Source organism: Streptomyces sp. 3214.6 (assembly GCF_900129855.1).
Taxonomy (GTDB): domain Bacteria; phylum Actinomycetota; class Actinomycetes; order Streptomycetales; family Streptomycetaceae; genus Streptomyces; species Streptomyces soliscabiei.
This window is the reverse complement of record NZ_LT670819.1, coordinates 439505-462077: the sequence shown is the minus strand read 5'-3', so window position 1 is coordinate 462077 and position 22573 is coordinate 439505. Positions and strand designations below refer to the sequence as shown.

17 protein-coding genes and 4 pseudogenes are annotated in these 22573 nt (G+C 67.2%); 10 read left to right on the top strand and 11 right to left on the bottom strand.

What is annotated here, in order from left to right; genetic code table 11:
• The first annotated feature begins 14 nt into the window (after positions 1-14).
• The 3 genes from B5557_RS01900 to B5557_RS44700 all read left to right on the top strand — a co-directional run bounded on the left by B5557_RS01900 (position 15) and on the right by B5557_RS44700 (position 2862).
• Positions 15-1055, top strand: a complete 1041-nt coding sequence (locus tag B5557_RS01900) for a substrate-binding domain-containing protein (protein WP_079657460.1) — start codon at positions 15-17, stop codon at positions 1053-1055.
• A gap of 40 nt (positions 1056-1095) precedes the next feature.
• Positions 1096-2106, top strand: coding sequence for an ABC transporter permease (locus B5557_RS01895; protein WP_079657459.1), 1011 nt, complete (start codon positions 1096-1098; stop codon positions 2104-2106).
• Positions 2107-2418: 312 nt separating this feature from the next.
• Positions 2419-2862 carry a hypothetical protein gene (locus B5557_RS44700; RefSeq protein WP_231976216.1) on the top strand — a complete coding sequence of 148 codons (444 nt, stop codon included), beginning with the start codon at positions 2419-2421 and terminating at the stop codon, positions 2860-2862.
• 382 nt (positions 2863-3244) lie between these two features.
• On the opposite strand, the pseudogene B5557_RS44695 reads toward B5557_RS44700, so the two are convergent.
• Positions 3245-3468 (bottom strand): annotated as a pseudogene (locus tag B5557_RS44695) (IS5/IS1182 family transposase); the annotation flags it as partial.
• Positions 3469-3580: 112 nt separating this feature from the next.
• Between B5557_RS44695 and B5557_RS01880 the strand changes: the two are divergent.
• Positions 3581-4393 (top strand): hypothetical protein, encoded by an 813-nt coding sequence (locus B5557_RS01880; protein WP_079657458.1) that lies wholly within the window; start codon positions 3581-3583, stop codon positions 4391-4393.
• Here the strand turns inward: B5557_RS01880 and B5557_RS01875 are convergent.
• Positions 4353-4769 (bottom strand): AbiV family abortive infection protein, encoded by a 417-nt coding sequence (locus B5557_RS01875; RefSeq protein ID WP_107472546.1) that lies wholly within the window; start codon positions 4767-4769, stop codon positions 4353-4355. The genes B5557_RS01880 and B5557_RS01875 overlap by 41 nt on opposite strands.
• Before the next feature lie 1036 nt (positions 4770-5805).
• The gene (locus B5557_RS01865) at positions 5806-6363 is read right to left on the bottom strand and encodes a TetR/AcrR family transcriptional regulator (protein ID WP_079657455.1); all 558 of its coding nucleotides are present in this window, start codon (positions 6361-6363) and stop codon (positions 5806-5808) included.
• Between the two features lie 88 nt (positions 6364-6451).
• On the opposite strand from B5557_RS01865, the gene B5557_RS01860 reads away from it, so the two are divergent.
• Both B5557_RS01860 and B5557_RS01855 read left to right on the top strand, forming a co-directional pair.
• Positions 6452-7609, top strand: a complete 1158-nt coding sequence (locus tag B5557_RS01860) for an FAD-dependent monooxygenase (RefSeq protein WP_079657454.1) — start codon at positions 6452-6454, stop codon at positions 7607-7609.
• A gap of 345 nt (positions 7610-7954) precedes the next feature.
• Positions 7955-8812 carry an IS5 family transposase gene (locus tag B5557_RS01855; RefSeq protein WP_079664529.1) on the top strand — a complete coding sequence of 286 codons (858 nt, stop codon included), beginning with the start codon at positions 7955-7957 and terminating at the stop codon, positions 8810-8812.
• A gap of 114 nt (positions 8813-8926) precedes the next feature.
• Here B5557_RS01855 and B5557_RS46065 read toward each other — a convergent pair.
• From B5557_RS46065 to B5557_RS46060, 7 genes and pseudogenes are all read right to left on the bottom strand, one after another.
• Positions 8927-9418: pseudogene (locus B5557_RS46065) on the bottom strand (DUF3237 family protein); the annotation flags it as partial.
• A gap of 219 nt (positions 9419-9637) precedes the next feature.
• Positions 9638-13027, bottom strand: a complete 3390-nt coding sequence (locus B5557_RS01840) for a thioester reductase domain-containing protein (protein WP_079657453.1) — start codon at positions 13025-13027, stop codon at positions 9638-9640.
• On the bottom strand, positions 13024-13419 hold the full coding sequence (locus B5557_RS01835) for a phosphopantetheine-binding protein (RefSeq protein ID WP_231976215.1): 396 nt from the start codon (positions 13417-13419) through the stop codon (positions 13024-13026). The genes B5557_RS01840 and B5557_RS01835 overlap by 4 nt, the downstream gene beginning before the upstream one ends.
• Positions 13414-13551: pseudogene (locus B5557_RS45620) on the bottom strand (hypothetical protein); the annotation flags it as partial. The pseudogene B5557_RS45620 and the gene B5557_RS01835, both read right to left, overlap by 6 nt.
• Positions 13552-13564: 13 nt before the next feature.
• On the bottom strand, positions 13565-14284 hold the full coding sequence (locus tag B5557_RS01830; protein ID WP_079657451.1) for a thioesterase II family protein: 720 nt from the start codon (positions 14282-14284) through the stop codon (positions 13565-13567).
• Entirely contained in the window at positions 14202-16244 is a 2043-nt protein-coding gene (locus B5557_RS01825) for a non-ribosomal peptide synthetase (protein WP_231976214.1), read from the bottom strand. The genes B5557_RS01830 and B5557_RS01825 overlap by 83 nt, the downstream gene beginning before the upstream one ends.
• 41 nt (positions 16245-16285) lie before the next feature.
• A complete protein-coding gene (locus tag B5557_RS46060; protein ID WP_443031329.1) occupies positions 16286-16447 on the bottom strand; it encodes a hypothetical protein in 162 nt (53 codons plus the stop codon).
• A gap of 976 nt (positions 16448-17423) precedes the next feature.
• Between B5557_RS46060 and B5557_RS01815 the strand changes: the two genes are divergently transcribed.
• Positions 17424-18635 (top strand): cytochrome P450, encoded by a 1212-nt coding sequence (locus tag B5557_RS01815; RefSeq protein WP_159424313.1) that lies wholly within the window; start codon positions 17424-17426, stop codon positions 18633-18635.
• Positions 18636-19120: 485 nt separating this feature from the next.
• On the opposite strand, the pseudogene B5557_RS01810 reads toward B5557_RS01815, so the two are convergent.
• Positions 19121-19589, bottom strand: a pseudogene (locus B5557_RS01810) (transposase family protein).
• Between the two features lie 184 nt (positions 19590-19773).
• On the opposite strand from B5557_RS01810, the gene B5557_RS44685 reads away from it, so the two are divergent.
• The 3 genes from B5557_RS44685 to gntD are packed head-to-tail and all read left to right on the top strand — an operon-like array spanning position 19774 to position 22557.
• Complete coding sequence (locus B5557_RS44685) at positions 19774-20394, top strand: hypothetical protein (RefSeq protein ID WP_231976213.1); 621 nt, start codon at positions 19774-19776, stop codon at positions 20392-20394.
• Entirely contained in the window at positions 20384-21502 is a 1119-nt protein-coding gene (vioD, locus tag B5557_RS01800; RefSeq protein ID WP_079657447.1) for a capreomycidine synthase, read from the top strand. Before B5557_RS44685 ends, vioD begins: the two co-directional genes overlap by 11 nt.
• A 23-nt stretch (positions 21503-21525) precedes the next feature.
• On the top strand, positions 21526-22557 hold the full coding sequence (gene gntD, locus B5557_RS01795) for a guanitoxin biosynthesis L-enduracididine beta-hydroxylase GntD (protein WP_079657446.1): 1032 nt from the start codon (positions 21526-21528) through the stop codon (positions 22555-22557).
• The last annotated feature ends 16 nt before the right edge of the window (positions 22558-22573 follow it).

The window sequence follows — 22573 nt, the reverse complement described above, 5'->3', positions numbered from 1 at the left end:
GAGGAGGGCGGACCATGACACGCGACCCTTCGAGCCGCGAGCGCGCACGTCAGTGGCGTTGCCGACGGGGAGCGGCGCTCCTCACGGCGGGTGGCCTTCTGCTCGGGGCCGCCGGATGCGGCGAGGGGCATAGTGACGGCGGTGGCACGGGGTCGGGGAAGGTCAAGATCGGCCTCGTGACCAAGACCGAGACCAATCCGTACTTCGTGACTCTGCGCGAGGCCGCGGCGGCGGCGGCGACGAAGAACGACGCCAGGCTCATCGCCCTGGCCGGCCGGTTCGACGGGGACAACGAGGGCCAGGTCGCCGCGATGGAAAGTCTCATGTCCAGTGGTGTGAAGGGCATCCTCATTACCCCATCGAACGGCACGGGGCTCCTGAGCACCATCGCGGAGGCCCGCCGACAGGGCATTGCGGTGATCGCGCTGGACTCCACCACCGAGCCGCCGAGCGCGACCGACGCCACCTACGCGACGGACAACGTCAAGGCGGGACGCCTCCAGGGTGCCTACCTCAGGGCCGCTCTCGCTGGCCGACCACCCAAGGTGATCATGCTCGACGGCACGGACGACTCCACCGTCAGCAAGCAGCGTCACGAGGGGTTCCTCCAGGGCTTCGGCATCACGAACGACTCCCCGGCGATTCTCGGACAGGCGAACACCAATGGAGAACGCAATCCGGCACAGGCTGCGACGGAGAACCTTCTGGAGCGCACGAGCGACATCAACACGGTCTACACGATCAACGAGCCGGTGGCAGGCGGCGCCTCCGCGGCCATGGCGGCTCGCGGCCTCACCCAGAAGGTGACCATCGGCTCCATCGACGGTGGGTGCGACGGCGTCCGCGACGTCCGGTCCGGCAAGTACGCGGCCACGGTCATGCAGTTCCCGGTCAGGATGGCCACGCGAGGCGTCGACTCGGTCGTCGAGTACGCCAAGAACGGGAAGAAGCCGCACGGACTCTCGGACACGGGCACCGTACTCATCACCGACAAGCCGGTGGACGGACTGGCGTCTCAGGATACGGACTGGGGACTGAAGCATTGCTGGGGATGACGTACCGACGCCGAGCGGGCGAAGGGGATCAGGCTGACCGATGAGAACATCTGTCACCGGCCACGCCGTCGGCAGTGAACGGCACGCCCGGCTCCGGGAGAGACTCCGGTACGCCCTGCGCACGCCGGCCATCGGCCCTCTCACTGCTCTGTTCATTGCCGTGGTGGTCTTCTGGATCACCACGGATACGTTCCTGACGTCGCAGAACCTCTCGCTGGTGCTCCAGCAGTCCATCGTGATCGGCACTCTGGCACTGGGCCAGTCCCTGATCATCCTCACCGCCGGCATCGACCTCTCGAACGGCGCCATCGCGGTCCTCGGCACGATCGTCATGGCCAAACTTGCCTTCGAAGGTGGCAACCCCGGGGTGGCCCTGCTTCTCGGCTTGGCCGTGGCGACGTTCCTGGGACTGGTGAACGGCCTGCTCGTCGCCCGGCTGGGCTTGCCCCCCTTCATCGTGACCCTGGGTGCCCTGACCGTCATTTTCGCGGTGAGCAGCCTCTACTCCGATTCGCGTAGCTATCAGGTGACCTCCGATCTGCTCCTGTTCTGGGGGTACGGCATCCAGCTCGGAGCGATGCGCCTCACCTGGGGGACATTCCTGCTCGTGGGCCTCTACGGGTTATTTTGGTACGTACTTGCCAACACCGCCTGGGGCCGGCACGTCTACGCCGTCGGCGACGCACCCGAGTCCGCCCGCCTGATCGGCATCAAGGTGTGGAGCACAGTCCTCTCGGTCTACGTCACCGCCGGATTCCTCTACGGCATCGCCGCCTGGCAGGCCCTCGGCCGGATCGCCAACGCCGACCCCAACGCCTACCAGACAGCCAACCTGGAGAGCATCACAGCCGTCGTGCTCGGCGGCATCAGCTTGTTCGGCGGCCGGGGCAGCATCATCGGCACGCTCATCGGGGCCCTCATCGTCAACGTGCTCCGCTCCGGTCTCACTCAGGCGGGCATCGACAGTCTCTACCAAGATGTCGCGACCGGAACCCTCGTCGTCGTCGCGGTCGGCGTCGACCAGGTCCTGCGGCGAAGCGGCTCACGCTGATGCCAGAGTCCAGGCCATGCCTGCCCTGGCTGTCCTTCTCAGCAAGTTTCCGCGCGCCCTGATGCCGTCACCCGAGACGGCATCCCCCTCCGGCGCGCATCGAGTCGGGATCGATACCCCGTTGAGGGCGGCTGGTCGCTGTTGCGGCGTGGCCCACTGGCCGGCACCGCCCTCACCGCGATCGGCCCGTATCCGCAGGTGAGGGCACGGCACAGTGACTGGCGTGAGCAGTTGGAGGAATGAGCCCGCGAGCTGATTCACGTCTTCCGCCAGCACCCCTGGGCGTTGGACGCCACCGTCGGGCCGCGGATCATGGGACCCGCGGAACTGTCCTGGCTGGAGCGTGCCGTCTCGGCCCTGGACGGCACAGGGCTGAGCGGCGCCGACCGGATGGACGCGGCTGGCCGCGATCCGGCGCGACCACCGGGACGGCATGACGATGCGGGAGATCTCGCGCAAGCACAACGTGTCGTGGCGGACCATCAGCAAGCTGTGGACTCGGTCTGGCCGGAGCCGAGGAAGAAGCTCCCGCCGCGAGCGACTGCGCTGGGCCCATGCAAGGCAGTGGTCGACGGAATCCTGTGGGCGGACCTGGACGCGCCGCGCAAGCAGCGGCACACGGTCACCCGGATCTTCCACCGCCTGGTCGAAGAGCACGGCGCCGAGGTCTCCTACCAGCTAGTCCGCCGCTACGTCGCCGACCGCAAGCCGCAGATCCTCGTGGAATCAGAGTCCCTTTACCCACGGGGCACTTGAGTGCCTACCAGCAGAGATGCAGTGTCCTAGTCGGCAGGGGCTCTCAGGCCGTCCGCGATCACGGTGTCGCCTGCCGCGATCAGATCATCTGCGACGGTGCGAGCACGGGCCGCGGTCACATCGTTCACCGTGAACGGGGTCATGGCCGGGGACTGTAGCCCCAGCGGTCGGCCAGTTCATCCGAATACGTTCTGAGCCTGGTCAGGGGCACCCGGATCGTCACTGCGAGATGCCGATGTGGCGGCGGGTGGTGGCCAGGGTGCGCCAGCGTTCGCGGGTAGCCGGTTCGCCGTCGAGCCATTGCGGAGCGGTGTGGTCGGCGGGTAGCGGCAGGCCCGCTATGAAGTGCGCGATGTCGGTGTACTAGGCGGTTTCGTTTGGATCAGCGGGCGGACCAGAGGAAGATGCCTGCGATGTGGAGTCCGGCCAGGTAGATGGTCGCGGTCTTCTCGTAGCGGGTGGCGATGCCTCGCCATTGCTTGAGGCGGTTGATGCATCGCTCGACGGTGTTGCGCTGCTTGCAGGTCTCGCGGTCGAAGGCCGGCGGCCTGCCTCCCCTCGCTGGTCCTCCGGGACCGGGATCACCGCTCGGATGCCGCGCTCGCGGGGTCGAGACCAGGCCGAGCCCTGGCCCGGATGACCGGAGCTGTTGTGGGGTAACCCGATGAATACGCGCTCCGGGTGATCCAGGAGAGCCTCTCGCCCTCAGGAGGAGACGTTGGCCCAGGAGAAGACCTCGGCGAAGGTGACTCGTCAGGAGCCGGGCCCGCGACCGTTGAAGGCCGGGACGCTCTGGGCCCGGGTGGTGTTCGACGGGGTGACGGTCACCATCAGCCGGCGGTTCAGACCCCCGGGGCTATGGCGCACCGTGCGCATCCCACTACCCGAAATACTGTCCGCAGGCTTCAACAACCACGACGGCGAAGATACACACCACTTCCGACTGACGTCGGCCGGCCGGGACCACATCTGGGTCCCGGTGCTCATCCGACGCGGTGAGCAGAAGGCCTCCTGGGTGGCACTGGCGCAGACGGTCAACGAGGCCTGCGCACAGCGGATGCGCCATGTGCTCGGCTCCACGGTGGGGATGGGGCCCTGGAACGAGGCAACCTGGCAGCGGCTGGACGAACTGGCGCCCGAACTCACGGCCTTCGAGAGCACGGGTCCGGGCTGGCGATTCTACCCAGCGGGCAGGGAGATCATCAGCCACCGGCAGATGATCGAGCAGGGGGTGCTGAAGACCCTGTCCGAGCGCCGGATCAACACCGATCCGGGCCTCTCCCCGTCACCGAGCGTCCAGGGCCACCTAGCCGCCTACCAGCCGACATGGTGGGGGTTCCGTCCCATGGGTCCGGAGGATACCGCGCAGGTCGAGGCCTGGTACGCGCTGATCGAACGGCTGCAGCCGCACGGCGAGGTCACCGGCACGCCCGAATGGACCGACGACGCCTCGGCTCTACTCGCCTGGGGCCATCGGGTTCGACAGGGCGTCAGGGACCAGAACAGAGGACCGGGCGAGCGCCGACGCTAACCTCGATCTTTCGTGATGGGCCGCCGATGGTGTCCGCGGGCCATTTCGTTGTCGGTGGCCGAAGGCGGGCAAGCCGAGAGCTCGCCGACGACGGTGCTGGCAGGACGCCGGTACCGGTCCAGTCGACGTAGAGGCCGCGGAACTTCACGTCGTTGGTCTGGCGGGCGGACGCGATCGCGTCGTCCAGGAGCTGCTGCAGGCTGGCCGGCACATCGTCGGCGATCATCCCCAGGATCATCAGGTGGGCGAACTCCGCTTTGGCCTGGTGGTTGGTGAACGCCTTGTCGAAGCCGGAGCGGAATTCGTCACGCACGGCAGGGGGCATCCGGAAGCCGGCCTGACGCCCGGCGGCGAGTGCCGCCTCTGCAGCAACCACCGCAGCGCGCCGCCGAAGCCGTCCAGGAGCAGGCGGACCAGCCGCCGACCGGGGGGGCGGCGGTATCTTCGGCCGACGTGGCCGCGCCGGGTAGTTCAGGCGCTTAGCGGCGGTCCTGCGGAGCGAGGAGGTCGTCGGGGGAGTTGGTCTGCTTGGGCAGCAAGGCGTCTGTGTCAGGCGACGCCGGGCCGACGGTCAGGGAGTTCTGTCAGATGGTGAGGACAAGCCGGGGCCCCAGTTCCACGATGTTCGGCTTCGTCGATGATGGTTGCAGTTCTTCGAGTGCCGGCTGGGGGATGACCAGCCGCTCGCTCCGAGCGGGCAGGGTGAAGCCGACTTGGATGGGCGTTTTACGTCCTGTGACGCGGGTCGGCCTCACCGGTCGGCGAGGTACTGGGTAGAGAGAGGCGTACAACGCGGCGAAGCCGCTGACGTGGGCGGTGCCAGCTTTTGTGAGCCTGCAGACCGCGATGTCATCGAGGACGCGTTGTTCGACGAGGTGGCGAGGCAGCACGCTGGTGTCGTCTGTGACGAGCTTCGAGACGGCCCACATGCCGTCGGGCCGGTCGGCGGCGCGCGGGCGGCGAGCAGGGATATCAGCTCGTCGCGCCAGCGGCGCACGGTGGTGTGATGAGGTCGCCCCGGCAGCGTGAACACTGCGGCAGTCGGTCGGAAAACCTGAGCAGTTCCATGGCCGGCCCCCTTGCTCTGGACGTGGCTCTCCACCCAAGACCCGCTGAGCTTCGCCGCCAACCTGTGACATTGATCGATAGATGGCGAGGCTGGGCTCCCGAAGCTCGAGGTGGGAGCGCTTCGTTGATTCCCTGTTGGCGGGTTTGTTGAGCGTTAGTTGGCGAGTCCCATCCTGAGACGGTCACGTTCCGTGGCGAACCAGCGGTTCACGGTCTGCTCGATCTGTACGCGGCGATCCGCCGTGATGCCCGGGTGAGGATGTCCTACTGGGCTTTCCTTTTCCGCCAGCGGGCCCCCGGGAGCATCTGGTCGTTCGGGCCCGCTCGGTGCCGGCAGGTGCGGGCTATCGGAGCGCTGCCGCCACCAGCCCGCGGATCTCCTGGTCCGACACGGTTCCGCCCCCCACCAGGCGGTCGAATACCAATCCGTCCACACAGGTCAGCAGCGTGACAGTGCGGTCCTCGGCGTCTACGACGCCGTGCGCGGCCAGGAAGTCGCGTGCGGCTTGTCGTGCTGCGTTCTGGCGCGGCATGAGGATCTCCTGCAGTTCGGGGTGGTGCACACTCTCGATGGCGCACGCGTAGCGCGCGAGGGAGCGTCGTCGCCCCTCCCCGGTGAGCCGTTGCTCGATGAAGGCGGCGATTCCGGCCACCAGATCCTCGACACTGCGCGGCACCGGCGCCTGTTCCCCGATCGCCTGGAGTTCTGCCTGGTCAAGGGCGACTAGACGCCGGACCAGTGCGGTGAGCAGTGCCTGGCGGGTGCGGTAGTAGGCGGAGGTGGTGCCGGGTGGCAGGTTTGCTGCCCGGTCCACCGCGCGGTGGGTCAGGCCCCGGATTCCGGCCTCGGCGAGTACGCCGATGGCCGCATCGGCGAGGACGGTACGTCGATCTGTGGGCATCCCCCTTTTCTACACCTGTAGAGGAGCGGGGTACTCTCCTTCTACACCTGTAGAAGGAGAGCGGCAGGGCGGACGAGGGAGGACCGGTATGGGTGGCAGTGCGGTGGTGGTGGGCGGAGGCATCGGCGGGCTGGCCGCCGCGATCGGGCTGCGCCTGATCGGCTGGGAGGTGAAGGTTGCCGAACGCGCCCCCGTCCTCGCTGACGTGGGTGCGGGCATCTCCCTGCACGCCAACGGCATCCGTGCCCTGGACGTCCTCGGCGTCGGCGAGGCGGTGCGCGCGGCTGCGCGGCCGCAGTACACCGGAGGCACCCGTGTCCCCGGCGGCGGCTGGCTGGCCCGGATGGACGGGGCCGCTCTTGAGCGCGAGCTGGGCACGCCGATCGTCGGTATCTCCCGGGCTGTGCTGCACCACCTGCTGCGCGCGGCGCTGCCGTCCGAGTGCCTGTTGGTCGGGGCCGAGGTGACGTCCGTCGACCGCTCCGACCCGAGTCGGGTGCGGATACCGCTCGGGGACGCCGTCCTGGAGGCGGATCTGGTCGTGGCCGCCGACGGAGTGGGCAGCCGGCTGCGGGCACAGTTGTTCCCTCAGCACCCCGGCCCGGCCTACAGCGGGTCGACCGTGTTGCGCGCCATCACCGAGCGCCCGGTCGAGTTGGACACCGACTTCGAGCTGACCTGGGGAAAGGGCGCCGAGTTCGGCCACATCGCGTTCGCCGACGGCCGGGCCGAGTGGCACGCGGTGCTCAACTCGCCGCCCGGGGTGCGGCATGCGGACGCCCTTGAAACAATGCGCCGCCGCTTCAGCGAATGGCATGATCCGATCCCCGAGCTGCTGGGCGCGACCCGGTCCGACGCCGTCCTGCACCACGACATCCACGAACTGGTGACGCCCTTGCCCGCCTTCACCGCAGGCCGGATCGTGCTGCTCGGTGACGCGGCCCACGCCATGACCCCGAACCTGGGCCAGGGCGCCTGCCAGGCACTGGAGGACGCAGCCGTGCTGGCCGCCGCACTCGTCGCCGAGCCCACCGTCGAATCGGCGCTGGCCCGTTACGACACCGAGCGTCGCCCGCGCAGCCAGTCCGTCGCACGCGCCGCCCGCCAGGCCGGCCGGATGGGCCAACAACTGACGCACCCCCTGGCCGTCGCCGTGCGCAACACCACTCTCCGGCTGGCCCCCTCCCGCGCGATGGTCCGCACCACCTTGCGGCATGCCGACTGGACACCGCCGGGCCTGGGCTGACGGCACCGGACCCGCTCCACGGCCGGTCAAGGGCGCTCTTCGAGCGTCGCTTCGCGATGGCCTGCAGCCACCCGCGGCAGTCCCGAACCGGGGCTTAGAAACACGCACTGAGAGGTCGTTTTCACCTGGACTGCCCGCGTTTCCTGCGATTTTGAGGCCGCCGGGTTGTGGTGCTCGTGCTGCTGGAGATGCGGGTCGATTCTTGCTGGTCAGGTGGGGTGACAGGTGGGGTGGAAAGTGACTTGTGCCTGTCTCATCCCAGGATGCCGGCCTTCGAGACCGCGTGCCTCCGTTTTCATCGCTGTGCGCCTGGGCGCACTCGGTCTGCTGCGGTACGCCGGAAGCATGCCGACGCGACGTCCTTATCCGAGTGATCTGTCTGATGCCCGCTGGGAGTTGATCGAGCCGGTGCTGGCGGCGTGGCGGTTCGAGCGGCGCGGCAGGGCACTGGACTTCGGCCGACCGCCCGAGCACGATCTGCGCGACATCATGGACGCGATCTTGTACGTGGACCGGACCGGCGTTCAGTGGCGCTACCTCCCGCACGACTTCCCGCACTGGAACACGGTCTACGGCTACTTCGCCAAGTGGGCGGACGAGGGCGTGTTCGCCCAGCTCAACGGCTTGCTCCGCCGGCTCCTGCGAGAGAAGGAAGGACGGGATGCCGAGCCGTCGGCCTGCGTGATCGACGCCCAGAGCGTCAAGACCTCCACCAGTGTCCCCGCCGCCGGCCAGGGCATCGACGCCGGGAAGAAGATCGTCGGACGGAAGCGGAACATCGTCACCGACACCCTTGGACTCCTGATCGCCGTGCTGGTCACCGCGGCAAGTGTGCAGGACTCCGCCGCCGGTGCCCGGTTGTTGGACCAGGTCGCCGCTGACCATCCTGGTATCCGCAAGGTGTGGGTCGACGGCGGCTACCGTCAGCACCTCGTCGAGCATGCCGCCACCCTCGGCATCGACATGGAAATCACCGCCCGCAAGCCCGGCACCAGGGGTTTCGCTCCGATCCCGAAGCGGTGGGCGGTCGAACGGACCTATGGCTGGCTCATGCTGCACCGCCGACTGGCCCGCGACTACGAGGCTCTGCCTACCCGCTCCGAAGCTGTGATCAACATCGCTATGACCGACCTCATGGCCCGCCGCCTCACCGGCGAGACCACCATCTCCTGGCGCGACCCGACACCGCAGATAAAACAGTGAATTCCGGGACAAAACACTGGGATAAAACGACCTCTGACTCAGACGGTGTCGTTGAGGTCTTGGGCGTATGTCTCGATGGCCCGCCGATACCGGAGCACGTGAGGGTAGGGTCATCGCCCCGTCGGGGTCGAACAGCGCCCAGTCGCCCCCGCCGAGGAGGACGTCGCCGTGCAGCCTGGGGCCGTGGAACGTGCCGCCTGCGGCGCCGAAGAGGACACGCCGACCGAACGGGCCGCTGCCGATGGGCAGCCGGGGGTTCAAGTCGACGACCATGTCGAAGAGGTGCGCTGTCCGGATCTCGCCGACATCCTTCACGCGCGGGTCTGCTGTCTGCGTGCCTTGGGGTGGACGGACAGCTGGACGGCCGCACGCAGCATCGGTTCCTGGGGCATCCGGTGTGGGAGCAGGAGCCCGAGATCGACCCATTCCTGGACCTTGTGCGTCTGCGGAACGAGCCCCTCGCGGGGCCTGGTCGAGCACGCCGCGCGCCATCGCTTCCTTGGTCGGGAAGCGGAAGTACAGGGCGCCTCGGGTCAGCCCGGTCCGTTCGACGAGTGCGTCGATGGTGGCGGCTTCGTACCCGACCTCGATGAACAGGCGCGCCATGGATTCCAGGATGGCCTCACGCGTACGGATCGCACGCTCCTGGCGCGCCGCTCGGCTGCCCCCAGTCTCTCTGGCCCTGCCTGAACATCGAACCGTCGACCATGGGCCCACCGAAGTTTCGGTGTGGTACCAAGCCCTTCCGGCCGTCCCGGGGGCTGTACTGCGGGACGCGGAGCCGGGGACGGGGGATGATCCCGGCTCCGCGTCCCGGGCGGCACGTCAGTGGTTGACGTGGCCGCCGTCCATGAGACGCCCCGCTGTCATCAGGTTCTTCAGGTCCCGGGCGTACTTGGCGACGAGGTCGCGCGTGAGGCTCGGGATGTCCCCGTGCCCGGCGATCGCGCCGCCCCGGATGGCGGCGCGGAACCGGTCGGAGGGGATGACGGATCCGGGTACCGGGTCCTCGGGCTCCTTGAAGCCGTGCAGGATAGGCAGCGCCGTGTACTGCCACTGTGTCTCGGGCAGGGCGCGCATCGCCGCCTCGAACCGCAGGTACCACTCGGCGTAGTCGTCCACCCGCTCGATGGCGTGGCCGTCCTGGGCGAGCCAGTCGACGATGGCGTCGAGGGAGACGCCGTCGTCGTGGGGGTTCACGAGGCTGAACGTCCGGTATCCGGACGGGGCTTCAGAGGTGCCGCGGCCCCCCAGCGCCACCACGGCGGCGGCGGTGAAGTCGACCGGCAGGCCGTCGTAGTGGGCGCGTTCGCCGTCCGCAGGGTAGAAGCTGCGCGGCGCGACCCCGGTGGCGAGCACGCTGAACAGGAGGCGGCTGAACACGTCGGAGACGTTGAGCTGTCCGCCGTACCGGCCGTGCGCGAGGATCATGCTGGACCGGAAGGTCGTGACCGGCAGTCCGCACAGGTCGTGCGCCTCCCGCAGCAGCACTTCGCCGGCCCATTTACTGGTCGCGTACCCGCCGGCGTAGCCACCGTCGACGTTCAGGGCCGGTATGGCGACGCGGACGTCGGTGTCCTCGTCGAGGGCCGGCCGGCGGGAGTCGGCGACCGCGACGCTGGAGATGTAGGTGATCGGCTTCGTCCGGCGGGTGAGGGCCAGCCGGACGAGTTCCGCGGTGCCGACGACGTTGGCCTCGAAGAGGTGCGGGTACGGCAGGATGTGGTTCACCAGCGCACCGGCGTGGACGATCAGGTCGACCTCGTCGGCCAGCCGGTCCCAGGCCGCCTCGTCCAGGCCGAGCCGCGGTTCCGCCATGTCACCCGCCACGACCTCGAGATGGACCGCGGCCAGTTCCTCGTACGTCCGCACCAGCTCCGGGTCGCCGCTGTCGAAGGCCGCGTCCAGCCGCTGCCGGGCCGCGGCGGCGTCCTCGCCGCGCACCAGGGCGATCAGCCGGCCGTCGGCCGGCGCCAGGGTGCGCAGCCATTCCAGGGCGAGGAAGCGGCCGAGGTAGCCGCTCGCGCCGGTCAGCAGCACGGTGCGCGGCTCCCTCTCGGCGCGGGGCAGCGCGGGGGCGTCGGCGAGGAGGTGTGCATCGAGGAACTTGTCGAGGGTGAGGTCCTTCGCGTGGACCTCGGTCACGCCCTCGCCGTGCACCGAGGCGAAGGTGGGCCGCCGCACGGCCGCAACTCGGCGAGCAGGGCGCCCGACGCCCTCGCCGCCTTCCTTGATCTCCACGATGCGGATCGTCATCTCTTTGAGCGTGACCGGTTCCAGGAACAGGTGGATCGGTACGTCGATGTCCAGCTCGTCGCGGAGCCGTCCGGCCAGATGCACGGACGTCAGCGAGTCGCCGCCCGCCTCGAGGTACGTCTTCTCCAGACCGGCGGACCCGTCGAGATCCAGCGCCTCCATCACCAACTCGGCGACCCCGGCCTCCAGTTCGCTCCCCGGTGCGGGTGCCGCACTCTCGGCCGGCGCCTGAGCGGCCCGGCCGCGCAGTGTCAGGGCCCCGTAGCTCTCGCCCGCGAACGGGTACGACGGGAGCCGTACCCGGCGCACCTCGCCGTCGAGCGCCGGCCAGGTCACCTCCTCGCCGCGCAGCCACGCCTCCCCCGACGGGTCCCGCCCCGGATCCGGGTGGCCCTCGGCCAGTGCCATGAGCTTGTCCGACGCCTCCTGCACGCCGGCGGCGACCACGTAGGCACGCACGGGCATCCCGACCCGGCCGGTGCGCAAGGTGTGTGCGACATCGGCGAGGGCGGGGGCGTCGGCCTCGCGCAGACGTGCCGCCAACCGCGACGCCACGAGAGCGAGTTGATGCTCGGTGCGGGCCGACAGCGGCAAAACCGTCGGGCGGGCGTCGGCCTTCGCGCGCGGCTCGCGTGCCGGTGCCTCCTGCACCACCACGTGCACGTTCGTGCCGCCCATGCCGACCGACGTCACGCCGGCCAGCCGGGGCAGGTCCGGCCTGCGCGGCCAGTGACGGGTCTCGGTCACCAGCCGCAGCGGCGAGTCCCGCAGGGCGGCCATCGGGCTCGTGACGTTCACCGTCGGGGCCAGGGTGGCGTGCTCCAGCATCAGGACCGTCTTGATCAGCGCCGCCACACCGGCCGCCGCGTCGGCGTGCCCGATGTTCGACTTCACCGAACCGAGCGCGATGCCGACGCCGCCGTCGAGGCCGGCTCGGGCGGTGAACGCCGCGCTCGCCGCCGCCAGTTCGATCCGGTCACCCAGCTCGGTCCCGGTCCCGTGCGCCTCCAGGTACTGCGCCGCCGACGGCTCCAGCCCCGCCGCCGTCCACGCCTCGGTGATCGCGGCCGTCTGCTGGTCCACGCCCGGAGCGGTGAAGCCGACCTTGCCGGCCCCGTCGTTGGTGACGGCCGCGCCCCGGATCACCGCGCGCACCGGATCGCCGTCGGCGAGCGCGTCCTCCAGCCGCCGCAGCACCAGCACGCCCACCCCGCTGCCCGGCACTGTGCCGGCCGCCTTCTCGTCGAAGGGGCGGCAGCGGCCGTCGGGGGAGGAGGTCCCGCCCTGGTAGTAGACGTAGCCCTCCTTGCGCGGGGCGCCGATGGCGACGCCGCCCGCGAGCGCGGTGTCGCACTCGCCGAGCAGCAGGGCCTGGACGGCAACGTGGACCGCCGTCAGCGAGGACGAGCAGGCCGTCTGGACCATCATGCTCGGCCCGTCCAGGCCCAGCCGGTAGGAGATCCAGGGCGCCAGGAACTCGCGGTCGGTGAGGAGACGCACCTGGAGCGCGCCGATCGACGCGGCGAGCGCCGGGTCCGTCTCGGCGGCCAGCGCGTGCTCCGTCGAGCTGCCGCCCATGTAGACGCCGGTGCGGGACGGTGCGTTCAGCGGGGCGTACCCGGCGTCCTCCAGCGCCGACCAGGCGGTCTCCAGGAGCACCCGGTGCTGCGGGTCCAGGGCGGCCGCCTCGGTGCGGTTGAAGCCGAAGATCTCGGCCTCGAAGCGGTCCGCGTCAGCGAGATGCCCCTGCGCCGGGACGAACGCGGGATTGCGCAGCTCGGCCGGGTCCGCCCCGTCGGCGAGCAGTTCCTTCTCGGTGAACGTGGACAGCGAGCAGACGCCGTCGCGCAGGTTGGCCCAGTAGGCGTCGAGGTCGGGGGCGCCGGGGAAGCGTCCGCTCATCCCCACGACGGCCACCGCTTGGTCAAGGTCGTGCTGTGCGGCTTCGTCGGTCGTCATCGCGTCGTGCCTTTCCTGGAACGGAGCTTGTGCAGGGCGGCCCGGCGGTCGCTGCCGCGCCGGGCCGCCTCCTGCTCGGCCGTCTGGTCGAGATGGGCAGCCGGGGCGGCCGCCGTCGGGTGCCGGAACAGGTCGGTCAGGGTGATGAGGTCCTGGTACTCCGGGTGTTTCTGAAGCGCCGCGAGGACGGCCGGCAGCCGTATCGAATTGCCGCCCAAGTCGAAGAAGTTGTCGTGGACGCCGACCTGGTCCAGGGTCAGCACCTGCTGCCACACCCGGGCCACGCGCCGCTCGGCCGCGCTGCCCGGGGCGGTGTACGACTGGCTCAGCTCGGGGCGCGAGGAGGGGGGATCGGGCAGCGCGGTTTCGTCCACCTTCCCATTCGTCGTCATGGGCATGCGGTCGAGGACAACGATTGCCGACGGTATCAAGTGCGCGGGCACGGAATCAGAAATCGCCGATCGAACGCCTTCCTGCGTCACATCAGCCCCCGGCTCCCTCGCCACGTACCCCACTACGGATTTTCCCGTGTCAGGGTTACATCCCTATTGGCCTGCATGAGACGAGTCCTTCCGGCTGGTTATCTTGACGTTGAGGGATTTCCTGATCAGAGCGTAAGGAGGTTCTGAATGAAAGTAGAAAATGACCTCCCCTCACCAGGTGCTCGAAGAACACCCCCGCGGTTAGCTCGTGCCAGGGTCGGCGGTCCGCATGCTGGTCTTCGTCGCCGACGATTGTGGAAACGGGGCAGTGCAACTGCGGCTCCATGCTGAAGTCATAGGTGTCCAGCATCAGGGCATCGCTGCGGACGTAGGGAAGAACCAGATCTCTGAAAGTCGGGTCGGCGGCCAACTCCGGGGCTGTGCCTCCCAACCCGACCAGGGTGTCCATTAACAGGTCGTCGGCGTCGTTCTCGGCCTCGGCGGGCGGTGGGTAGCTGGCTGCGTTGCGGGTGCCCGAAGCCAATAGATGCGCCACACGGGTGCCGCGCGCCTGGAGGACTCGGGCAGTCTCCAGGGCTACCAAGGCGCCCACACTGTGCCCGAATAATGCGATGGGACGCTCATCCGACGGATCGAAGGCGTCGGCGATCTCGAAGGCAAGATGATGCAGATCGGTTGGTGAGGGCTCATCGATCCGCTCAGCGCGTCCCGGATAGCGTACGGCCTGGGCTTCAATCCCGGGACCGCTGGCGCCGTGCTCGCAGCGCGCGAGCGCGCCTGGCCGGTGCCGCTCGCCCGACCACAGCCGAACCATCGTCTGAGGGCACGCCGTCACGGATCAGCGTTGCCTGCGCCGCCACCGTGGTGTGCGAGAACAGATCAACAACCGAGAGCCGAACTCCCGTATGTCGCTCAAGGGCGTTCTGAAGCTCAAAGAGCTTGAACGAGTGGCCGCCCAGATCGAAGAAATTCGCCTCGATCGGAACGTTTTCCCGCTTCAGTACCTCGGCCCACGCGGCGGACACCCGTCCAGTCGTGTCGTCCGTCGGGGCGGCGGCTATCTCCTCTGTCTGGGAGTCCGGATAGGTTTCTGCATGAGGAAGTGCCTCGCACCAGATCTCGCCCAGGACGTCCTGCGCCTGTGCCTCGCCCGCCTCACCGGCCCGCGGTGCCGGCCGGTGGGCGTTCAACCGCTGCTCGGCGCGTTGCTGCAGCAGTTTGCGGTCCTGCTTGCCGCTGCTGGTGAGGGGCAGTTCCGTCGCAGCCAGGAAGTGGGTCGGCACATATCCCGGCGGGACCAGGTCCGCCAGGTGCTCGCGCAGTCGTCGGACCGCCCCACCATGGGTCAGGGCCTGGGCGCTCCCTTCGGCGGGCTGGATCCAGGCCACCAACTCCCTGTCCTCGCCGACCCGGGCCGCGACCACGACCCCGGCGGCGACCTCGGGGTGGCTGGCCAGGTGGTGCTCGACCTCCTGCGGTTCGATGCGCTGGCCGCGGATCTTCACCTGGTCGTCGACGCGGCCCAGATACTCCAGGCCCGCGTCCAGCAGGCGCACGCGATCGCCGGTGCGGTACCACGTGCGCACGGACGCGTCGGCGTCGGCGGGGACGAAGGCCCGGTCGGTCAGGTCCTGGCGATTGAGGTAGCCGAGCGCCAGGGGCATGCCGCCGATGTACAGCTCACCCTCGTCTCCGTCGGGGACGGGACGGCCGTCCGGGTCGAAGACGCCGAGGACGCAGTTGTCGATAGGCTGTCCGATCAGGATCCGGTCGATGTCCTCGGCCCGCTCCGGGCAGGTCCAGTGGGTGACCTCGATGGCGGCCTCGGTGGGGCCGTAGAGGTTATGCAGCCGGGCCGGCAACAGCGCGGCGAAGCCGCGCGCCACGGCGACGGGAAGGGCCTCGCCGCTGCAGAAGACGTGCCGCAGCGAACCGCAGCGTCCGGCCTCGGGCCGACGCAGGAACTCACGGAGCATTGACGGGATGAAGTGGCACAACGTGATCCCGTGCTCCTGGATGGCACAGGCCACCAGGGCGGGATCCCGATGCTCCTCCGGAGGGAGGAACACGCACGTCGCGCCGGTGATCAGAGGAAGCCACAGCTCCCAGCCGGAGACGTCGAAGGTGACGGGGGTCTTCTGCAGGATCCTGTCCTCGGGCACCACGTCGTAGGCGTCGCGCATCCACAGCAGTCGGTTGCACAGGGCCATGCTGGGCAGGACGACGCCCTTGGGCGTGCCGGTGGAGCCGGAGGTGAACATCACGTACGCGGGCTGCTCGGCGGGTACGTCGGGCAGCGGGTCCAGCTCGACATCGGGGGCGTCCGGCGCGCCGCGCAGGGCCTCGACCTCGACGGGGCGCAGTCCCTGCCCGGCCAGGACCGGCAGAGTCCGGGCGTTGACCAGCGCTACGCGGCTGCCCGCGGTCTCCAGGACGCCGGCCAGCCGAGCGGGCGGGTCGTCGGGGTCGACCGGAAGATACGGCAGTCCTGCCTTGAGGACACCCAGGAGGGCGGCGAGAAGGGCAGTGCTGCGGGGCACTGCGACCACCACCGGCAGGCCCTTCGGTGCGCAGTCGCGCAGGGTGCGCGCGACAGCGTCGGACCACACTTCCAACTGCCGGTAGCTGAGGCTGTCCGAACCGCAGCGAGCGGCCGTGCGGTTCGGGGTCCGACCTGAAACATCCCTGATCAGACCGGGTAGACCGGTTGGGCAGTGCCGGGCTGTCTGGCGGCCTGTCAGCCTGGCGGATTCGTTTCCGTGTGACCGTGGCATGCTGCTTTGACACCTCACAAAGTTCTGTTCTGGCAAGGTCATCAGGATTCCCACACTGGTTCTCGGCTGACGCTGCTCGCTTCATGGCGTGCCAACATCGCCCAGGCGGGGACCCGAACGCCGAGACGCTGGTCGAGCTGGCGGGTAAGGAATGTGATCAGCAGTGAATCTCCCCCCCAACTAGAAGAAGTCGGAGTCGTCACGGAGATCGGTGTGTCCAAGCAGTTCAGCCCACAACCCGGCTAGCGTTGCCAACGGATCAGGTACTACCGGTATCAACTCCCGAAATCAGACTGCATTCCTACGGACAGGCGTGGCGGGCGAACATGAGCAGTACACGCTCATCGGACGGTCACTTAACTCCGCTCAGACCGGAGAGGATTCACTCTGGCATCCGTTCACCCCAGCGTCAATGCCGAAAGAAGGGCCGGCGAGGCGGCGCGCAATATGCGTCCAGAAGAGCGCAATAACTGTCAACCGTGCTTTGCTGGCGACACTTGACGCCAGCTCGCGGACATCGCTAGCCTGCTCGATATTCCATCACGGGCGCAGTGCTTAACTCCCGTAGACTATTCATGATTCGGCGGGCCGTAAAGGGAGGATCCGGTGCACGAGCAAGAAGGCCAAAAATATCGGGCCGCTTGATCAAGCCGTTCCGGCGGGCTGGAACAGAATCGGGGTCTCGGGGGAGAAGCAATACTGTCTCAACCATATCGCGAAGATATGGACGGATATGCGGCCGCTGAGTTTGCGTAGATACCTGACGACGATAACCGTGTCTGCGGTACCCCGATCCCCACCCGGAACTTGCATCCCTGGTCACCCGGCTTTGTTCGAGTGAGCGTGCAGTCGAAGTACGACTCAGCGCTGGTGAAGACGTACGGACGACGATCGCCCGCGACTTCATCCGACTCTTCCATCCTGAAACCCTGGGCGGAACGGAGCTGACCGTACCAATTGACCACGGCGCCAGTAGCATGCTGCCTTCGCTTTCCGGGCGGGCCAGGCTATGGCGGGTGGCCAGTCGGCCCCTGGCTCAACCGGTGTCCAGGCCGATACTGGGGATTCCGTTACAGCAATATTCGACGCGGAGTCAACAATGAAGGCCGACTCCTGTCGATCTATCCCCCGAAGCCTCGAGTTTCGACTTCTTCGATGCGGTGGACTGGAGGATCCTCCATGCGCACTCCCGAAACGACGAATCTATCTCACCTGCTCGATCCCGAACATGCGGCGGAGCCATACTCATTCTATGCCGAGTCACGTACAAAATCACCGGTGCAGTGGGATGAATGGATGCAGACCTGGGCGGTGTTCGGCCATCCGGAAATCATCGATATCTCGAAGGACGGGAGTCTTTCAGCAGCCAGAATATCGGATTTCTATGAGAGCTTGCCCGAACAGGCCCGTGGCGATGTTGCACTGCTGGCTCGCACGCTGTCAGACATGATGCTGTTCAATGATCCGCCGCATCACACCCGGCTACGCCGACTGATCAGGCCGAGCCTTTCTCCCCGCCTCGTCCGGGAACTACGCTTTCATGTCCAGGAGTTGGCCGACGAGCTACTCGACAAGGTCTTGCCGAGCGGGCGCATGGACATCATTCACGACTTCTCGGAACCGCTCAGCCGTGGCGTGATCGCGAAACTGGCAGGCGTATCCGACGATGCCGCCCACCTCCTGGAGAGCTGGCAGGGGCTGTTGCATGAGTTCTTTACCCAGTCCGACTCCCAGAACGCACGGATACAGGCACTGAGGGAGTCCTTCGACCGCACTGCAACCGCTCGTCGAAACAGCACGGCCGACGACTTCTTCAGCCGGATGATCAGTCCCCAACTCCGGGCAGCCGACTACACCGAGGACGAAGTCTTCGCCAACTTCCTGCTGCTCATCGACGCGGGTCAGGCGACTACCACACATATGATCGGGAACGCGGTCCTCGCCCTGTTGAACAACGACGAGCAAACTCAGCGGCTGCGCAGAGATCCTGAGCTGATTACACCCGCCACGCACGAACTGATGAGATACGACAGTTCGGTCCAGTTCACCACTCGGAAGGCGCTCGCCGACATCGACCTCGGTGAGCACCTGATCCGAGCTGGCGAGTCGGTGACCCTGGTTCTTGGTTCAGGGAATCGTGACCCCCGCCGCTACACCGACCCGGACACATTGGATGTCTCCCGAGCGGCCGCTGATCACCTGTCGTTCGGGCACGGCATCCACTACTGCCTGGGCGCCTCACTAGCTCTCACCGAGATCGATGTCGCACTGCGGGCGCTGCTGCGTCGGACCACCAACTGGAAGTGCGAGGCGGCGCAGCCTGAGTGGCTCGAAAGCATCAACTTCCGCTTCCTTGCATCCCTTCCGATCACTTTTGAGGCAATCGCCTGAATGGGGCATTCGCCTCGGCCGAAGGGGAGTTCCTTGGGGCATGATGTCGGCGCATTACCGCTGACGGAGCAGCAGCTCGCGTTGGTGCGGAGTTGTGAGCTGGGCGACGGCGGGCCGACCCGTAACGCCGTCGGACGGTTGACCTGCGGGCTGCCTCTGAGAAGAGAGAATCGTCTCCCCGCGCTCTCCCGTCGTTCTTGCCGCGCATCCGGTGTTGCGCAGTTCGTTCGAGTTGTCGGCCGGGCTGTCCCCTAAGCAGGTGTTCCACCGTGAGGCGGTGTGCGAGCCCGGCATCGTCGACGTTCGCATGATCGCGGACGCCGATACCCGGAGACGCGTACTTGAGGACGCCGTGCAGCAACTGGCGCACCGCCCGTTCGACTTCGGCCGGGCACCGTTGCTGCACACAGCGGCTTTCCAACTGGAACGACGACCGCTTCGAGACGGTGGTGGCGAGCCACCCTGCTCTCCTCGACTGAGGTCTTTCAGCGTTGCCGCTCCAGAGCGAGTACCGCTGCTGCGATTGACGTCATTCGATTCGGGCTGAACCGAGCCCGTCGGAAGATCCGCCAGCACTTCAGGCAGGCAACGCCGCCCTCAACCGGGGTCCGCGCCCTCGATAGCGCCTGGTTGACGGTCCGTTGGGTGAGCGACAGCTCGCCGTCGGCAGGCCGTCTGGCCGGTGTCGTCACCCACGCGCCGGCACCGATGCAGGCACGGTCGGCCAGGAGATTGATGACCGCGGTGGTGTAGGCGTGCGCGGTGCCGGCCGAGATGCCGAAACCGGCGGCGATCTGCGCGAGGGGCTCGTGTTCGCGCAGGTACACCAGAGCGACCAGGGCACGTTGGTGCGGCGGGAGTTTGCAGCCGCGCTCACCTTCACGGGTGACGATGAGCATCGTCCCCCACTCGATGAGCGCATGAGGCAGGTCGAGAGGCAGGATGAGGAACCAACGAGGCTCCTGCGCCGATGAGTTGAGACTTCGAACATCTACCTCAACGGCACGGGAGCCTTGTGCGTTGTGGCCACAGCGTCTGTCACCTCGATCGGTGGCCGCCCTGAAAGACCTCACTCACCGACCTCACCGCCCGCCAAGCATCTTCCCAGCGGCTCGGGCAACTGGCCCGCTCACAGGGGGTGATCGAGAACCGGCTGCACTCCGTCCGCGACGCCACGCTCACCGAGGATGCCTCCAAGATCCGCACCGGCCACGGCCCCGACAACATGGCCACCCTCCGCAGCTTCGCGATCAACCAGCTACGAGCGGCAGGCCACCCGAATATCGCTGCCGAGCTCCGCGAGATGTCCTACCAGCCCTTCCACCGCCCGCTGGAACTCCTCGGCCTGGCCTGGCCGGCAACGGTCCAAGACCGTCAGGTTTTGCAACAGCCCTGCGGTGATGAGCAAGCCGAAACCGAACCAGTACTGGCCCGACATCGTCGAGGGGTGCCGCGCCGGAACATGCCTCACACTCGAACCGCCCTGACCTGGCACCCGACTCATCGACGCATGGGCAGCAATGCAGATCCCACAGCGGGCAATATCTGTCAACTACCCATATCGGAGAGGACATACATTGCTCCACAGAAGACCTCACACCCTCGATCTGGGAGTTTGAGGAATCGACAGTCATTGGACCAGAAACGCGAGTTCAGCATCTCTGTCGAACTGATTGAGCACGCGAGAGTCAGACATCCCCGCGAGCCTTGGTTGTTATCAGGTCGCGAGGATAAGGTTCTGGAGAACGATGAATTTTGATGGGGCATTGCTCGAAGACTGGATGCGCGACCACTATCATGACGCTGCGATAGACATAGGGTCGAGTGGGGTTCTTGACTACTCGCTCGGACAGGTGCGTCAACTCACCGGCATCGAGCCTGGTGATTTGGACGAGATCGTTTTCCGGGACAGTCCGTGCCTGGGTCGGGACGACCTGCGCGAGGCCATCGCCTCGCGCTGGGGGGACGGTGACGCGCGCAGGGTGATGCTTACGCACGGCGGCAGCGAGGCTATTTACGTCGCGCTCCAGACCCTCCTTGAGCCAGGTGACCAAGTCGTCGCTCTGCACCCGGCCTACCACTCGCACGTATCCGTAGCAGAGTCCATGGGGTGCGAAGTTCTGCGCTGGCGGCTGCGCGCGGAGGACAAATTTCGGCCTGACGTGGAGGAACTTGCGAGGCTCGTCACTGCGCGCACAAAGGTTATTGTGGTCAACTTTCCGCACAACCCGACCGGCGCGACACTCGACCTTGCTGGTTTCCGTCGCCTGCTTGAGATTGCTGACAATGTTGGCGCCTATCTCCTGTGGGACGGCGCTTTCACGGACCTGGTCTACGACGATGCACCGCTGCCGGACCCCGGACTGACCTATCCGCGCACTGTGTCGATCGGAACCTTCTCAAAAGCTTTTGGTCTACCCGGCATGCGTTTCGGGTGGTGCATGGCGGACCCGGAGATGCTGCGGGCGATGACCAACCTACGCGACCGCATCACCCTCAGCCTCTCTCCGCTGGTCGAGTTCATTGCGCTGCGCGTCGTACAGCGTGCAGACGCCTTCATCGCTCCCAGGCTGAAGAACGCCAAGGCCAACCGAGGCCTGTTGGCCGACTGGGCCGCGCAGCACGAGGATCATGTAGACCTCCCGCTGCCCCTCGGCGGAGTGACAGCGTTCCCGCAACTGCGCCCGTGGCGGGACACGACCGAGCTTTGCCGTCGGCTGGGAGAGACCAGCAACATACTGCTCGTCCCCGGCCGGGCATTCGACCACCCTGGCCGCGTCCGGCTCGGTTTCGGCGGCGATCGCAGCCAACTAAGCAAAGGCCTGGACATTTTGGGCGCTGAGATCGCCGCGAGTCTCAAATCGTGAGGCGGAAAGGAACCCTGACGAACATGCAGAGCATTGAACTCTCGGACATTGAGTTAAAGACAGTCAACGAAGTACTCACTTCGCTCACGGCGAAGTTCCACTCGATCAGTGACCCGGAGTTCGTCAGGCAGTGCGCGGTGTACGCACACGAGCTGCCGCAGCGGCTGCGGGCTGAGTTGAGCGCGTTCCGCCTGGAGGCTTCCGGTGGCGCGCTGTCCATCCGCGGCTTCCGGATTGACGACGTTGCTATCGGGCCCACTCCCGAGCACTGGCGTACCCACGTTGGCCGGGCGTCCACGCTCCCCGCGGAGGTGTACTTCATGCTCTGCGCATCCCTGCTGGGCGACGCCATCGGCTGGGCGACACAGCAGGACGGCCGGATCATGCACGACATCTTTCCGATCAAGGGTCACGAAAATGAGCAGCTTGGCTCGGGCAGCGAAGAACTGCTGACCTGGCACACCGAGGAGGCCTTCCACCCGCTGCGGGCCGACTACCTCGGCCTGGCCTGTCTGCGCAACCACGACCGGGTGGCAACGACATTCGCCTCGGTCGACGACCTCGAGCTCACTGATGAGATCAGGGACCTGCTCAGTCAGGAGCGGTACCCGATCAAGCCCGACCGCTCGCATCTGCCGCACCACGACGAAGACAACCGGGAGATGTCGACGCGCGAACGCGAGCTGCTCTCGCGCAGCTATGAATGGATCATGGCCAAGGACAGCGAGCCCGACCGAGTCGCCATCCTCTTCGGCGACCGCGAAGCACCCTATCTACGCATCGATCCATTCTTCATGGAGGACGCATACGCCGTCCCGGACAGCGCCCGCGCAATGAAGGCTGTCGTCGCGGAGGTCGATCGCAACATACGAGATTACGTGCTTGAACCAGGTGAACTGCTCTTCCTGGACAACTACAAGATCGTGCACGGCAGGGTGCCATTCACTGCCCGCTTCGACGGCACGGACCGCTGGCTCAAGAGGCTGAACGTGGTGCGCGACTTGCGGAAGTCGCGCGATCGCAGAATCAGCCACGACGCGCGAGTGATCTATTGACGACCCACAGCGCCTC

Coding starts and splice junctions, on each gene's coding strand:
- B5557_RS01900 (WP_079657460.1), top strand. CDS start 15: ATGACACGCGACCCTTCGAGCCGCGAGCGCGCACGTCAGTGGCGTTGC.
- B5557_RS01895 (WP_079657459.1), top strand. CDS start 1,096: ATGAGAACATCTGTCACCGGCCACGCCGTCGGCAGTGAACGGCACGCC.
- B5557_RS44700 (WP_231976216.1), top strand. CDS start 2,419: ATGGGACCCGCGGAACTGTCCTGGCTGGAGCGTGCCGTCTCGGCCCTG.
- B5557_RS01865 (WP_079657455.1), bottom strand. CDS start 6,363: ATGCCCACAGATCGACGTACCGTCCTCGCCGATGCGGCCATCGGCGTA.
- B5557_RS01860 (WP_079657454.1), top strand. CDS start 6,452: ATGGGTGGCAGTGCGGTGGTGGTGGGCGGAGGCATCGGCGGGCTGGCC.
- B5557_RS01855 (WP_079664529.1), top strand. CDS start 7,955: ATGCCGACGCGACGTCCTTATCCGAGTGATCTGTCTGATGCCCGCTGG.
- B5557_RS01840 (WP_079657453.1), bottom strand. CDS start 13,027: ATGACGACCGACGAAGCCGCACAGCACGACCTTGACCAAGCGGTGGCC.
- B5557_RS01835 (WP_231976215.1), bottom strand. CDS start 13,419: ATGACGACGAATGGGAAGGTGGACGAAACCGCGCTGCCCGATCCCCCC.
- B5557_RS01830 (WP_079657451.1), bottom strand. CDS start 14,284: ATGGTTCGGCTGTGGTCGGGCGAGCGGCACCGGCCAGGCGCGCTCGCG.
- B5557_RS01825 (WP_231976214.1), bottom strand. CDS start 16,244: ATGCCACGGTCACACGGAAACGAATCCGCCAGGCTGACAGGCCGCCAG.
- B5557_RS01815 (WP_159424313.1), top strand. CDS start 17,424: ATGCGCACTCCCGAAACGACGAATCTATCTCACCTGCTCGATCCCGAA.
- vioD (WP_079657447.1), top strand. CDS start 20,384: ATGAATTTTGATGGGGCATTGCTCGAAGACTGGATGCGCGACCACTAT.
- gntD (WP_079657446.1), top strand. CDS start 21,526: ATGCAGAGCATTGAACTCTCGGACATTGAGTTAAAGACAGTCAACGAA.